General features: G+C 66.9%; 5 protein-coding genes. 2 read left to right on the plus strand and 3 right to left on the minus strand.

Annotated features, from left to right (window positions below):
* Positions 1 to 6: 6 nt before the first annotated feature.
* A complete protein-coding gene (locus tag ACZ4EF_RS03200; protein WP_467502470.1) occupies positions 7 to 8061 on the plus strand; it encodes a polymorphic toxin-type HINT domain-containing protein in 8055 nt (2684 codons plus the stop codon).
* Between the two features lie 156 nt (positions 8062 to 8217).
* On the opposite strand, the gene ACZ4EF_RS03205 is transcribed toward ACZ4EF_RS03200, so the two are convergent.
* Positions 8218 to 8715: a DUF5959 family protein gene (locus ACZ4EF_RS03205; RefSeq protein ID WP_467502472.1), complete on the minus strand. Its 498-nt coding sequence runs from the start codon at positions 8713 to 8715 to the stop codon at positions 8218 to 8220.
* Between the two features lie 4 nt (positions 8716 to 8719).
* Positions 8720 to 9211: a tyrosine-type recombinase/integrase gene (locus ACZ4EF_RS03210; protein ID WP_467502474.1), complete on the minus strand. Its 492-nt coding sequence runs from the start codon at positions 9209 to 9211 to the stop codon at positions 8720 to 8722.
* 1502 nt (positions 9212 to 10713) lie between these two features.
* On the opposite strand from ACZ4EF_RS03210, the gene ACZ4EF_RS03215 reads away from it, so the two are divergent.
* A complete protein-coding gene (locus tag ACZ4EF_RS03215; protein ID WP_467502476.1) occupies positions 10714 to 11223 on the plus strand; it encodes a hypothetical protein in 510 nt (169 codons plus the stop codon).
* A gap of 363 nt (positions 11224 to 11586) precedes the next feature.
* Here ACZ4EF_RS03215 and ACZ4EF_RS03220 read toward each other — a convergent pair whose 3' ends face one another.
* Entirely contained in the window at positions 11587 to 15390 is a 3804-nt protein-coding gene (locus ACZ4EF_RS03220) for a S41 family peptidase (protein WP_467502478.1), read from the minus strand.
* Positions 15391 to 15428 lie beyond the last annotated feature (38 nt).

Here is a 15428-nt window from a genome sequence, read left to right on the forward strand (position 1 = left end):
GCGGCGATGGCACTGATCGTGCCGCTCGCGCAGGCCGATTCGGGCGAATACCATTACGACGGCAAGCTCTGGGAGCGTGACCCGCTCCAGGCGCAGCCGGTGGTCACAGGCCACGCCGTGACCGGTACGCAGGCGGCGAAGCAGGCCAAGACTCCGTACGGCGCTCGTGGGTTGAGCCCGTACCGGGCCGCCGATCCTACGTGGCCCAAGGCCGCCACCAACAGCGTTTTCCTCGCCCGGTCTTCGGACTCGTCCGCTGGCGCGAAGCCGTCCGGTACGGCGAGCTCGTCCAAGTCCGGTCCCGTCCGCGCCGGTTCATCGCCGGTACTGGTGGCTCCCGTGCCGGCCTCCTCCGGAACGGGGAAGAACAGCACGGCCGATTCGGATGTTCCGGATGCCGTGCGGGTCAAAGTCGCCGGCCGGACGCAGGCCAAGGCGGCCGATGTCGACGGTGTCCTGGTCGGCGTGTCACGCACGGACGGCCGGGACACTGCCGCCCACGTCAAGGTCACCATCGAATACGGCTCCATCGCCAAGGCGTATGGAGGGGGTTGGGCCAGTCGACTGCATCTGGTGGCCATGCCCGCTTGTGCGCTGACCACTCCTGAGCTGGCAGCCTGCCAGACGCGCAAGCCGCTGGTCAGCGACAACGACACCACCGCGCAGACGCTTTCGGCATCAGTGGACCTCCCCAGCTCCCCTGCCTCCGGCGCGCGTACGACCGACTCCGCTGCCGCGCCGATGGGTGTGGCGGTCGCCGCCGTATCCGATACGGGCGGTTCGCAGGGCGACTACACCGCGACCTCCCTTTCGGCCTCCGGCGCGTGGTCGTCCAGCGCCAGCGGGGCCTTCACGTACAACTACCCCATCGCCGTTCCCGCTTCCCTTGGCGGAGGCGCACCGGCGGTCGGACTGGCCTACAACAGCCAGGCCATCGACGGTGAGACCTCGGCGCGCAACTCGCAGTCGTCCTGGATCGGCGACGGGTGGTCCTACGACCCGGGCTTTATCGAACGGTCCTACAAGTCCTGCGACAACCAGGGCATCAAGGACTCCGCGGACAGTTGCTGGGGCGGCTACAACGCCACGCTCTCCTTCGGCTCGCACAACGGCGAACTGGTACGCGACAGCGACGGCGCCTTCCACCTCAAGGCCGACGACGGCACCAAGATCGAGCGGCTGACCGGCGCCACCAACGGCCTCTGGCAGGGCGAGTACTACAAGGTCACCACGACCGACGGCACGTCTTCCTACTTCGGCATCGACCACACTCCGGGCACCACCAGCGACACCTCGACCAACAGCGCCTGGGGCATACCGGTCTACCACCCCAAGTCCGGCGACCCGTGCTACGACTCGGCCAAGGGTAACAAGTCCCAGTGCGACAAGCCGGTCGGCTACCGGTTCAACCTCGACTTCGTCGTCGACCCGCACGGCAACGTGCAGCGGTACGACTACGCGACCGAGTCGAACTACTACAACATGGGGTACGGCCAGGTCGCGGCGTCCGGCGGCGGGGGCACCATGACCTCGTACGTGCGCGCCGGTCATCTGACGAAGATCTCCTACGGCTACCAGCTCGACGACGCACGGGCCGACCACGACTCCGCCGCACGCATCCTCTTCACCACGGCGCAGCGCTGTATCACGTCCGACACCGTCTGCCAGGCGTCGAACCTCTCCGACTCGACGGCCACCAACTGGCCCGACGTGCCCTACGACATCCATTGCGAGTCCGGTGACCACACCTCCGGTGACGGGACGGGTGTCTGTCACACCGGAGCGCCGACCTTCTGGTCGACCTACCGGCTGAAGACCATCACCACCCAGGTGAAGGTCGGCAGTTCCTATAAGGACGTCGACGCGTACGACCTCGCCCAGCAGTTCCCCAACGGCGGCGGCGTCATCGATCCGGTGACCGGCAAGACCGAACACCCGGACGAAACGGGTCAGTTGCAAGCCGTCATGTGGCTCGCGTCCATTCGGCACACGGGCCTCGACACATCCGCGGGCGGATCGGGTCCACTCACCTTGGACCCGGTGACGTTCAAGGGCATCGAGATCGACAATCGCGTCGACGGACTCACTCCCGGTGCTCCGGCGCTGTTCCGTCCCCGGATCTCCAGCATCCAGACCGAGACGGGCGAATCCATCGCGGTGACCTACGCGAGCCCGCAGTGCTCCCGCGTCAACCACACGATGCCAACGTCCGCGGACAGCAACACCATGGCCTGCTTCCCGGTCTACTGGAATCCGGCGGGCACCGTCGATCCCGTCTCGGACTGGTTCACCAAGTCCCTGGTCATCCAGATCGACGACAACGACGCGACCAAGGCCGGGTCACCGGCGAAGACCACTCAATACACGTACACCAAAGCGGCTTGGCACCGTGACGACTCCGACCTGACCGACGACAGGTACCGCACCTGGAACGACTTCCGCGGCTTCCAGACCGTCACCACGACCTCGGGCGCGACACCGAACCCCATCACCAAGACGGTCTCCACCTACCTCCAGGGCATGGACGGCGATTACAAGGCCGACGGAACCACAAGGCAGGTGACCCTCAACGGGGTCACCGACAGCAACTGGCTGACCGGGACTCCGTTGGAGACCGACACCTACAACGGCACCGGCGCCGCACAGCCGCTCGCGAAGACGATCACCGACGCTCCCGAAACAGTGAGTACGGCGAGTCGGTCGCGTACGGCATGGACGTCCAAGGACCCGGCACCGGCGAACCTGTCGACGCTGCCCGACCTCACCGCCCGCCGCGTCAAGACGACGACCGGCCGTTCCCTCGCGCTGCTGGCGAACGGCGACTGGCGCACGACGAAGGCTGTCACGGACTACGACGAGTACGGCCGGGTCACCAGGGTCGACGACAAGGGCGACATCTCGGTCCCCGCGCAGGAGAACTGCACCACCACCAGCTACGCCCCGGCGCCTTCCGGCAACCCGATGATGCTCAGCTACCCGAGCGAGATCGTCGCCGTGGCGGGACCGTGCGGGACGGCTGAGAGCGCTACGAAGACCCTGACGCACAAGCGCGTCTTCTACGACGGCGACGGCAGCATCACCAACCCGGGCACCTTCGGCAAGCTCGGCCAGGGCTGGCCTTCGGACGGCAGTTCTCCGCAGGTGCACTCGCTCGGCAACATGACCGCGGTTCAGACGATCACTTCGTATGACGGTTCCGGGAACCCGTCCTTCGTCCTCACCGGTGCCCTCACCTACGACCGTTACGGCCGCATCACCAAATCCCTGGACGGAGCCGGGGAGCCGACTCGCACTACGTACGACCCGGCCACCGGTGTTCTGCCTACCACCATCAGCACGGTGAACCCGTCCAATTGGGAGTCGAAGACCACCATCGACCCGTTGCGCGGCGCGGTCACCAAGTCCGAGGACGCCAACGGCCGCTTCACCGACTCCGACTTCGACGCGCTCGGTCGTCGCATCGCGGCCTGGCTGCCCGGACGGAAGAAGTCCGACTTCCCCGACAGCCCGGACCGAAAGTTCACGTACGCGGTCAATGGCGCCGGCGCTCAGCCGAACCCGTCCACCATCACGACGCAGACGCTCCGCGAGGACGGTTCCTACAGCACGTCGGTCTCGATCTACGACGGGATGCTCCAGCTTCGGCAGCAGCAGGCGACCACCGCGGACAACTCGGCCGGTCGAGTGATCACCTCCACGTCGTACGACAGCCATGGCTGGCCCGTCTCCACCATCGGCAGCTACTACGACCCGGACCATGCCCCGGGTACGACCATGTGGTCGGAGCTCGAGACCACCGTGCCGTCGCAGTCCAAGACGGTCTACGACGGAGTCGGCCGAGCGGTGGAAAGCCAACTGTGGTCCAAGGGAACGCAGTTGTGGAAGTCGACCACCAGCTATCCCGGAGCCGACGAGACCGACACCGTGCCGCCGACCGGCGGCCAGGCGACGGCAACCTTCACCAACGCTCTCGGCCAGACCACTTCGACGCAGGTCAAGGACACCACGCGCGACCGCAAGCTGACGGCCGGCACGGTCATCCTCTCCGGCACCGCGGTGGCGTCCAACAGCGTCCGGCTGGCGATGCAGGCCGACGGCAATCTGGTGCTGGCGGCGATCTCCACCGGAGCCACCCTCTGGTCCTCCGGTACATCCGGCAACGCGGGCGCGGTGGCAACAGTCCATACCGACGGAAACCTGGTCGTCACCAGCGCGACCGGTGCCGTCCTGTGGACGTCCAACGCGGCGGTCGCCGGCTCCACCGGCGCTTACCTGATGGTCGGCGACGACGCCAGCGTGAAGATGTACAACTCGGCTGGCACCACGACGCTCTGGAACTCGGGCACGACCGGCAAGGCCACCGCCGCGAACGCGACGACCAGCTACACGTACACACCCTCCGGCAAGACCTCCACGATCGCCGACGCCGTGGGCAACATCTGGAGCTACCAGTACAACGTGCAAGGCCAGTTGCTCTCGCAGAAGGATCCGGACGCCGGTACCAGCTCGTACGCCTACGACACGTACGGACATCTCGTCCAGACCACCGACCCCCGCGGCCAGGTGCTCTCGTACACCTACGACAAGCTCGGCAGGAAGACCGCTGAATACGCCGAGCCCACGAAGGCCGTTCACGACCCGACCACCGAACTGGCCTCCTGGGACTTCGACATCCTGAACGACGGCACCAAGGTGAGCGGTCTCCCGGTCTCCTCCACCCGGTATGCGGGGGGCGCGGGCGGCAGCAAGTACGTCTCTCGCGTTGACGGCTACAACACGGCCTATCAGCCGACCAGTACCACCACGATCATTCCCGCGGTGGAGGGCAAGCTCGCCGGCACTTACACCTCGAGCGCCGAGTACACCCCGAACGTCGGGCGGCTGACCGCCAACTCCTACGGTACGGAGGGCGGCCTCCCGGCCGAGAGAATCGGCTACGGCTACAACCTGCAAGGCCTTCTCACCCAGACGGGGTCCGCTACTACTTCTCTCCTGGACGTGGCCTGGTACAGCCCGTTCGGACAAGTCCTGCAGTCCACCTACGGTGACTACGGCAAGCAGGTGCGTACCGCCCAGGCGTATGACGCCGCCACGCAGCGCCTGGCGACGAACACGGTCAGCATCCAGGCCAACTCCTTCCTGCCGATCGACTCCACGACCTACGGATACGACCAGGCCGGAAACCTCAACACCGTCTCCGACGTCCAGTCCACGGGCACGACCGTCACCGGAACGGACACCCAGTGCTTCAGCTACGACGGCATGAGCCGCGTCGCTGAGGCGTGGACCGACACCAAGGGCATCACCACTCCGGCTGTCGCGGGCACTGGACAGCTCGCCGCGTGCAAGACGGCGGCGCCGAGCCCGTCCACCATCGGCGGTCCGGTTCCGTACTGGCAGTCCTACACGTACAACCTGCTCGGCGACCGGACGCGGCAGACCTCGCACGACGTGGGCGGCAACGCGCTGAAGAACACGACGCAGACCATCGGCTACCCGAGCACCGCGGCTCCTGCGGTGCTGCCCAACCAGGCCACCGGCGTCACCACCAGCAACCCCACCACGGGTACGGCGACCTCCGCTCTCAACTACACGGATACCTCGCGAAATCCCGCCGGTGTGAACGCGGGCAGTGTCACCAGCCGCAGTACATCCACCACCGGACCGATCATCTCCAGCGTCAAGACCGCCAGCGGCGGGGCACTGTGCCTCACCGATGCCTCGGCGCTGACCGCGGACGGCACGTCCCAGAACCTCTCGAACTGCGGTGGCGTCGGGCAGGACTACACCATCGGGACCGACGGCACGATCAGAGTCGTCGGCAAGTGCATGGACACCGCGAATCCTCCGGCCGCCGGCTCGGTCGTGGTGATCAGGACCTGCTCCTCGACCGCGCCCACGCAGCAATGGAAGCTGACGGCCTCCGGAAATCTGATCAACGTCAGCTCGGGTCTGTGCCTGACCGACACCGATGGCAACCAGGCCCCCGGCACCAAGCAGACTCTGCACTCCTGCGGGCTCGCCGGACAGACCTATACGACGGCTGCCACCGGCACCGGCCTCGCATCGGGCCAGGGCCAGAGCTTCACTTACGACGCGGAGGGCCGGACCGCCAGCGTCACCACGGGTGACGGCACCAGTCCCAAGGCCACGGGCTATCTGTACGACGCCGACGGCGGCTTGCTCATCCAGCGTAGTCCGACCGGCACCATCCTCTATCTCTTCGGCGGCACCGAACAACTCACCCTCAGTGCCTCCGGCACCACCGTCACGGGACTGCGCTACTACTCCAACCCCGACGGCACGGCGATCACTCGCTCCTCCACCGGCACCCTGACCTACCAGCCGACCAACCCACAGCACACTGCCCAACTCCAGATCGACGCCAATTCCCTCGCCATCACCCGCCGCTCCTACGATCCCTACGGCAAACCCCGCGGCACAGTCCCCACCTCCTGGGCCGACAACCACGGCTACCTCGGCCAACCCGCCGACCCCACCACCGGCCTCGACCTCCTCGGCGCCCGCAACTACGACCCCGTCCTCGGCCGCTTCCTCACCGTCGACCCCGTCTTCGAAGCGGGCGACCCCAACCAAATGGGCGGCTACGCCTACGCGGGAGACGACCCGGTCAACGGGAGTGACCCGAGCGGGCTGATGCTCGCAGACGTGGGCGGTGGCGGCGTATGTACGCATTGCGAGGACGGCTACACGTCAGGCACTAGCTCCGACGCAGCGGTGGGAGCGTTGGACTCGATCGTCACCTCCGTGACCGGGCCGCTCGACATGCATCTGCCGAAGCAACTGCGCGTCGGCAATAATCCCTTCGCTCACGTATTTGGGATTAACCCCCACACGAACATCAACTACCAGGTGGGTGAGTACGGAACCGACATCGCGTCACTGTTTATCGATGGTTTTGGTGCCGCCAAGGGGGCGATGGCGGGGTATAAGGCGTTCACCAAGGTTCGAGAAGCGTGGCGCGCGGCGGACAGGGCCGAAGAGGCAGCGAAGGCGATCGAAGACGCTGAGAACGGGGCGGCCCGGCTTCTGGTCGATGACACGCCAGCGGAAATTCCACCGCCGGGTAACCCCAGCGCTGCCGCGCCCGCTGAGGCTGCTACGCCCAGTAGCCCCAAGAGTGCCACGGCGAAGAAGCCGGTGGCGGCCAAGGCGGCCCCGGAAGAGGTACCGAGCGGAAGCAGTTCGAGCGGTGGCAGGTGCAGCTTCAGCCCTGACACCCCCGTCCTCTTGGGCGACGGAAAGACCAAGCCCATCGGCGATGTCACCGTCGGAGACAAGGTCGAGTCGGCGGACCCCAAGACAGGCAAGCACGCGGGTTCTCATAATGTGACCGCGACCTGGGTCAACTACGACACCGACCTCGTCGATGTCACGATCCAGGGCACGGACGGCAAACCCGCCACCCTGCACACCACCTCCAAACACCCCTTCTGGGACGACACGACCCACAAGTGGACTCCGGCCGGCAAGCTCATCTCCGGCCATGCCCTCAACACCGACAAAAACCTCCACGCCACGGTCCTCAACGTCCACGCCACCCCCGGCGCCGCCAACCGCTACAACCTGACGGTCGCGGAACTGCACACGTTCTATGTGCTGGCAGGGACCATACCGGTCCTGATCCATAACACCTGCGGAGAAATCGACTACGGAAGTATCGACGCGGATGGGCGCCGCTCTGGAATAGTCGCGGAAGTTACTCCGAATATGCTCGGCACCGGGGGGAAGGCGTCGAGGAGTATGGACCCCCCGGGCTTCGTGAGTGGGGCCAACGGAGACGCGCGTGGACATCTCCTCCCGAAGGCGCTCGGCGGGTCCGGAAATACGCCGGAAAACTTCGTCAGGACGACTGCGGCTATCGACAATGGTTCTATGAGAGAATTTGAGGAAGAAATTGCCGAGTATATCTCGAGGGGCAATGTCATTATGTATTCGGCAACGCCGCATTATCGCCCGGGTAGCAATGTTCCATTTGCGGTGTCGATTGAAGCATTTGACGATACCGGCTGGTACATGGGCAGGACATTCAAACAGTAGCCGCAGTTGATGGCTGCGACTGGTGCGATCCCAGTCGCTGCGGACGACGCATCCGGATGTCGAACACGTAAATGACGTACGGGCGGAGCTTTTATTGAAGCTCTGCCCGTACTTTTCTCGGCCTGGTGGAAGCCACTCGACTTCGAAGAGATTCGTTCAGTGGCGCCATTCGTAAGCGCCTGGTGACGTCTTCAGTACCTCGCTCGGCCAAGCACGCACTACCTCACGGAGGTGCTCACGCTGTTCCTTGACCCACCCGTCATCAAGGAGGATCGGGATTGTTGCCAACGTACCAGATCCGGATGCATCCTCGATAAGAACCGCCGGGGTTTCACAATCATCGTTGGGCAATTCGATCCTGATTATTGGGCCATTACCGTTGTCCAGCCATTGGGTGCCCTGACCTGCGCCGAGAGCATCCAGTGCTAGGGACCACTCCTCCAGATCTGAGAGATAGAAGCAGATATTGAGGCGCCCGCTGATGAAACTGCTCTCCACGATAATCTCCGCATCGAGCAAGTCGTGTACGGGCAGAATGCCGGGTCCTCGCCGACCAAGGACATGAACGCGGACGCTGTTTTCTCCATCCGACAGCTTGATCAAATCCACGATGCCATCCCGTTGTGTCATAACCGTCCATAATTCTGTGTTCACTATGTCATGATCTGCCTCTAGTCTGGCCGAGGGGGTCGATACGGTCAACTTCCTCGGAGGGGTACCCTGTAAAGCTCTCTGGTGTGGCAGCCGCGCTAAATATCGGCTGCGTAGAGTATATTCCTGCAGGGCTGCTGCAGCCCTGCAGGAGGGCTTGTAAGGTGGTCTGACGGCAGTTGTTGACGGCAACATCAGCGGACGGGCACCGCGCGAAGCGGTGGGTTGTCGCCGTCTTCGGGGCGTCGGTGGCCTCCGAGGGGTTGCGCAGCGCGCGACCGAGGAGGTCGATGGCGTCGCGCTGGAGGCGGACGTGGGTGTGCCCCCGCAGTTCCTTGATGACGACGAGTTCGACGCCCTGCTCTAGGAGGAGGGTCGCTGTCGAGTGTCGGAGGTCGTGGAACCGGATTGGCCTCAGGTGGGCGTCGCGGAGTATGGCGTTGAAGCGGCGTGTGAGGGTGGCGGGTTCGATCGGACGGCCGCCGGGTCGCGTGTACACGCGGCCGCTGCCCTGCCCTGCCCTGCCCTGCCCTGCCAGGCCAAGCCCGCCTTCTCCATCTCCTGCGCCCGATGTTCGCGGTGCGCACGAAGGGAGGTGACGCAGGAGGCTGGCAGTGCGATGCGCCGTTCGGAGCTGATGCTCTTGGCCGACAGGGTGGTCAGATCGCCGCTACGGGTGCGTTGGAGCGTGCGGCGGATGGTGGCGGTGCCAGCGTCGAGGTCGAGATCTTCCCAGTGCAGGCCGAGGAGTTCCCTTGCGAAGTCCGGTGCGCAGGGGCGGCTGGAGATCTCCGACGAGTCCACCGAACTCCGACCAGATTAAGGGCCGCGCATGCGAAGGTGGCCTCGCTGAACGCGGCTGACAGGTTGGTGATAAGTAACGCTGAGGCTGCGCGGGGCAGTACTAGTGCTGCCGGTCTGTGGCGGAACGCAGGTAATACAATCGAAGAAGGTATGGACATGTACCATGTGATTGACCTCCAGTTCGGCGGTGCGGATAATATAAGTAATTTGTCGCCACTCGACTAATCGGTCAATCGCAGCTTGGGCCCTGAAATTGATCGACACATCAAGAGGCTTGGGCTCCAGGCGGGGGATGTAGTTGGCGAAGTTCGCATTAGTGCCCGCCAATGACCGCTCGCGGAAATTGTGAATGGATGTGCTGATGATTCGACTGTTCAGCACATTTCGAGGACTGTTCGTACTGATGCCGGCCTGTGCGCTCTCTGGCAGACCGAGTACTTCGTAGAGACTGGTGATCCTGATGACTGGGATGCCGGGCCTCGGACGATGAGTTGCTAGTCCAGGCCATCTCCGCTGGGGCTGTGGTCCCCGTTGTGGTGGGTGCAGATGGAGTATGTGAGGTACTGACCCGCTGGAACTTCTCAGGCGCCGGACTCACCGAACGAGAAGGGCGTCATGTTCTCGCTACTTCTGAGCCCTACCTGTTGACGTGCCCGGGTCTTCTTACATCAGGGGTCTTGAGGAGGCGGGCGACTTTCCAGGGCGGGATGCAAATCGGATCGAGCTGCCCAGTGGTCGCTATTCAGGGGTCGTTTATTTGGTCGACTGGAAGGCCGAGTCTGAGCCGACTGGGCCCGATGGCCATCCCCTTGAAGGGGCCCTGCCTGATTTCGTTGTCGAGATTCGGGTCGAGGAAGGCGTGGGCAATGTCTATCGGAACAAGTCCGCTACCTTCAGTCAATCCTAAGCGAGGCTTCTATTCGGCGATATGTCGAGTATTGGATTATCACAATGACGGAGGCCCCACCGGAGTGTTTCCGGTGGGGCCGCTGTGGTGTCTGACGGCAGTAACTGAGGCAACGTCAGCGGAGGAGCGTTGCACAAGCCGGCGCGGCTCGCCGCCGACATTGGGCCCGGTCGTGAGCTCGGCGGCGTTGTTGAGCGCCTGTTCGAGGAGGTTGGTCGCCTGCGCTGGATTCGGACGTGGCGTTTACGGTCGTGGTCACCCCGATGTGGGCGAAGCCCAACAATTCATCGATGACGGCGAGCGAGGCCCGGCTGCGGGGGAGAGAAGGTTCCCCGCTCGGTTGCCGTCGGGCCTGGGGAGAGACGCAACCGCTCGCATTCCAGCCCGCGCCAGTCGCGTTCGCGTTCCCTGGCGCTCAGGTCGCGATGGTGCCGCTGGCCAGCGGCACCTGGTTGAAGGACTCCGTTGTTCAGAGGGAACTGGTGTGCTGGAGGGTGCGGCGGATGACGGACGGTTCCGTTGGCCAGACTGCGGCCTTGGCCTCGCAGACGGGAGAGGCCACGCTTGCTGCGTTCGGTACGGAAGGTGAGTTCGGACAGCGTGTGGGGGTGCTGGATGGCAAGGCGGTGCTGGGTGGCAATTGGGTGAGGTCGGGACGTGCCGCTGGGAACAACGCCACGCGGGTCTTCCTTTCCTCGCACGGCTTGCCTGGGGAAGCGGCACGCGGGACGCTCGCGGTGGCGCGTCAGTACCGCCACGGTGTTGGCACGCCTGTTGATCCCGTCCAGGCGGTTCGGTGATTTCCGAGCCCGCTGGATCGTGGTAACGGGGACGCAGACCGTGGGGCGGTCGAATTGGCCAGATCGATGACGGTCGAGCAAATCCGCGAGGCGGGTCGGCTGGCCGGTCATTCGGATGAGGGTGAATCGCTTCTGCACATTTAGATCGCGGGCTGCAAGAACAGACCTGGTATGTGCCGACTGCCCCGGATTCCTTGAACAGGGGAGCTGTGCGGAACAAGGAACACGTTCCGCCAGGCGGAAGACGTCAGGGCGCTTCGAGAAGGGCCAGGGCCGACGCGCTGGTTCATTGACGGGCAGCGCAGGCGTTGTGTTGATGTGGGTGGACGACTTCCTCGCATCGGTATGGCGTGATCGAGAACTTCAGCGCGGGGGGAGTGGCGGGCGCTGGCGGTTGGGGCGGGTGGTGAGGTCGGGCGGGGTGGCGGCGGGGTGTTCGGCCAGGAGGGCGAGGGCGGTGCGGACCGCGACGTCCATCTGGCCGTGGCGGCCCTCGGCCCAGTCCAGCGGGGTGCGGAGGGCGTCGATGTCGGGGTCGACGCCGTGGTTCTCGACGGACCAGCCGTACGCGTCGAACCAGGCGGCGTTCATGGGGACGGTGATGACGGTGCCGTCGCCGAGGCGGTGGCGGCCGGTCATGCCGACGACGCCGCCCCAGGTGCGGGAGCCGACGACCGGCCCTATGCCGAGGAGTTTGAAGGCGGCGGTGATCATGTCGCCGTCGGACGACGTCGCTTCGTCGGCGATGGCGACGACCGGGCCGCGCGGGGCGTTGCCGGTGTAGGAGACCGGCTGCGCGTTGCGGGTGAGGTCCCAGCCGAGGATGGTGCGGGTCAGCTTCTCGATGACCAGTTCGCTGATGTGACCGCCCGCGTTGCCGCGGACGTCCACGAGCAGGGCGTCGTAGGCGACTTCCATCCGCAGGTCGCGGTTGAACTGCGCCCAGCCGGAGCCGCCCATGTCGGGGATGTGCAGATAACCGCACCGGCCGCCGCTCAACTGCCGTACGACCGAACGGCGTTTGGCCACCCAGTGCTGGTAGCGCAGCGGGCGTTCGTCGATCAGCGGGACGACGGCGACGCGGCGGGGCGCGCCGCGGCGGCCCGGTCCGACGAAGGTCAGCTCGACGGTGGTGCCGCCCGCGCCCGCCAGCAGCGGATACGGTCCCGCGTCCGGGTCGACCGGCCGCCCGTCGATGTGGGTGAGCACCGCGCCCTCGCGGATGCCCGTACCGGCCAGCGGCGAACGGGCCTTGGAGTCCGACGACTCGCCCGGCAGGATCCGTACGACCGACCACGTACCGTCCTTGCCGTGCTGGAAGTCGGCGCCGAGCAGGCCGATGGGGCGCTGGTAGTGCGGCGGGCCCTCGTTGCGGCGGGCGGGGGCTACGTACGCGTGCGACGTGCCCAGTTCGCCGAGGACTTCGCGCAGCAGGTCGGCGAACTCGTCGGGCGTGGCGACGCGTTCGACCAGCGGGCGGTACTGGTCGAGGATCGCGGGCCAGTCGACGCCGCACATGTCGGGCGCCCAGAAGTAGTCGCGGATCAACCGCCCGGCCTCCGCGTACGACTGCCGCCACTCGGCCGTCGGGTCCACCTCGTGCAGGATGCGGCGCATGTCGACATAGACCGTCGAGTCGTCGTCGCCGCGTTCGGTGGCGGGCAGGACGGCCAACTCGCCCTCGTCGAAGACCGCCAGGCGCTGGCCGTCGCCGCTGACCGCGTACCAGTCCATGTGGTGGACCAATTCGGTCCGCTTGGACTTGGTCAGGTTGTAGTACTCCAGCGTCGGGCGGGCGGAGGGGTCGGTGGGGTTGGCGAAGGTCTCGCCGAGCGCGCCGGAGATCGGCCAGCGCAGCCAGACCAGGCCGTTGTGCACGGGCTCCAGCGCCGAGTACTTCGACGCGGGGACGGGGAAGGGCGTCACCCGGTTCGCCAGGCCCTCCACCTCGACGACCACCGGGCCGTCGCCGCCGCCGCTCTCGCCCGGGTCGAGACCGCCGCCGATGGGACGGCCGTCGACCGGCAGCGCGAAGGGTGACGGCGTCGCCGAGTTCAGCGGCACCAGATACGGGCGGCAGCCGAGCGGGAACGACAGGTCGCCGGTATGAACGTCGTACACCGGGTCGAAGCCGCGCCACGACAGGAACGCGAGGTAGCGGCCGTCGCGGGTGAAGACGGGCTGCTCGTCCTCGAAGCGGCCGTTGGTGACGTCGATGATCGACTGGTCCGACAAGCGGGCGATCTTCACCGAGCGCAGACTGCGGCCGATACCGGGGTGCGACCAGGTCAGCCACGCCGAGTCGGGGGAGAAGGCCAGGTCGCGGACGGGGCCGTTGGTGGAACGGATCAGCTCGTCGACGGCGCCCGCCATGGTGCGGCCGTCGGTTGTGTGATCGTCCAGCGGTACGCGGCGCACGCCGTTTCGCGTGCCGTCACCCGCGCCGCCGGGCTCGTCGCCTGCATTGCCCATCTCGCGCATCTCGCGCACGTCGCGTACGTCGGCCCGTACGTCGTCGCCTAGGCCGTACGGGTCATCGCCCTCGTCACCGTCCGAGTCGTCCTCCGCCTCGCCGGTCGTGACCAGCAGCAGGCGGCCGTCGTTCGTGGCGACGGCCAGCGTGCCGCCGTCGGGGGAGGAGACCAGCTCCAGGACGCGGCCGAGCTTGCCGACGGCGAGGCGGGTGGGGCGGTCCGGCTCGTGGCCGCCGCCGGTGACGTCGTCGTCCGTGTACACATCGGTGTCGGGCGATTGGCCGTCCGAGCCGGGGGTACGGGTGGGGCCTTCGCCCTTGCCGCGGCCGGCCGCGGGGTCCGTGTAGACCGTGCTCGAACGGCTGACGTCCGCGTCGCCCTTGCCGCCACCGGCCTTGCCTCCGCCTGCTGTGCCGCCTCCGCCTGCCCCGCCGTCCGCCTTGTCGCCACCCGCGACCGGCACCACATCGGTCAGCTCCTCCGTCACCTCGGTGACGTCCTCCGCCTCCGTGACCTGCGCCTTCGCGTCCGCCGCCGCGGAATCCCGCGCGCCGCCGCGGATCGCCGCCCGCGACGCCCGCCCCGGCAGGTGCGCCAGCTCGATCCCGTCCTCGCCCTCCGCGTCCGTGACGAAGGCGACCAGCCCGGTGTCGCCGAGCATCTCCGGCAGCCGGACCCGCGCGCCGGGCTCGTCGGCGATCGTCCGGGCGGGGCCGTCGCGGTGCGTGAGCCAGTAGAGGCTGCCGCGTACGCAGACGGCGCTGGCCCGGCCCGTACCGTCCATGGCCAGGCTGTCCAGATTCGAGGCCGCGGGCACCTGGTACGGGCGCTGCCCGCTCCTCGCACCGCCCAGCCGGATGTCCAGGCGGCGCGGCCGGGCGTCGGGCGCCGCCAGGTCCTCCACCAGCCACAGCTCGCCCGCGCACTGGTACACCACCCGCCGGCCGTCGGTGGCGGCGCTGCGGGCGTAGAACTCGGCGTGGTCGGTGTGCCGCCGCAGATCCGTACCGTCCGGGCGGCACGAGTACAGATTGCCGATGCCCTCGTGGTCGGAGAGGAAGGCGATCCGGCCCGACACGAACATCGGCGACGCCAGGTGACCGTCGATGTCCGGAACCAGCCGCTCGCCGTGCAGCCACAGCCGCCCCGTCGCGCCGCCGCGGTACCGCTTCCACGCGTGCGGCTCGTGCGGCGGCGTCCCCGTCAACAGCAGGGTGCGGCGCTCGCCCGGCTCCCCGTTCTCGTCGCACACCGCGATGTCCGACACCGGCCCCCACGGCAGCGGCCCGCCGGGCCCGCCGTCCACCGGCACGCTGTGCGCCCACGTGTGGTAGGCGAACGGCTGCCCGTGCGACGACACCGCCAGCACCTGGCCGTCCGGCGTCCACGAGCACACCCGCGTGTCGGAGCTGCCCCAATACGTCAGCCGCCGCGACTCCCCGCCGTCCGTCGGGACCAGATACACCTCGGGGTCCAGGCTCCGCCAGGTCGTGAAGGCGATGGTCGAACCGTCGGGCGACAGCCGCGGCGGCCCCACCCGCGTCCGGTCCGCCGTCACCCGCCACGCCCGCCCGGGCGACCCCCCTGCCGCCCCCAGCGGGGCCACCCAGATGTCGTCCTCGGCGGCGAAGCTGAGCAGGTCGCCGTGGAGGTGCGGGAATCGGAGGTACGCGCCGTCGCTCACCCCTCCCATGGTTCGGCCCCCGGAAACCCCCGGCAACTTTTCGCCAC

The organism is Streptomyces sp. NPDC025721 (genome assembly GCF_055558595.1).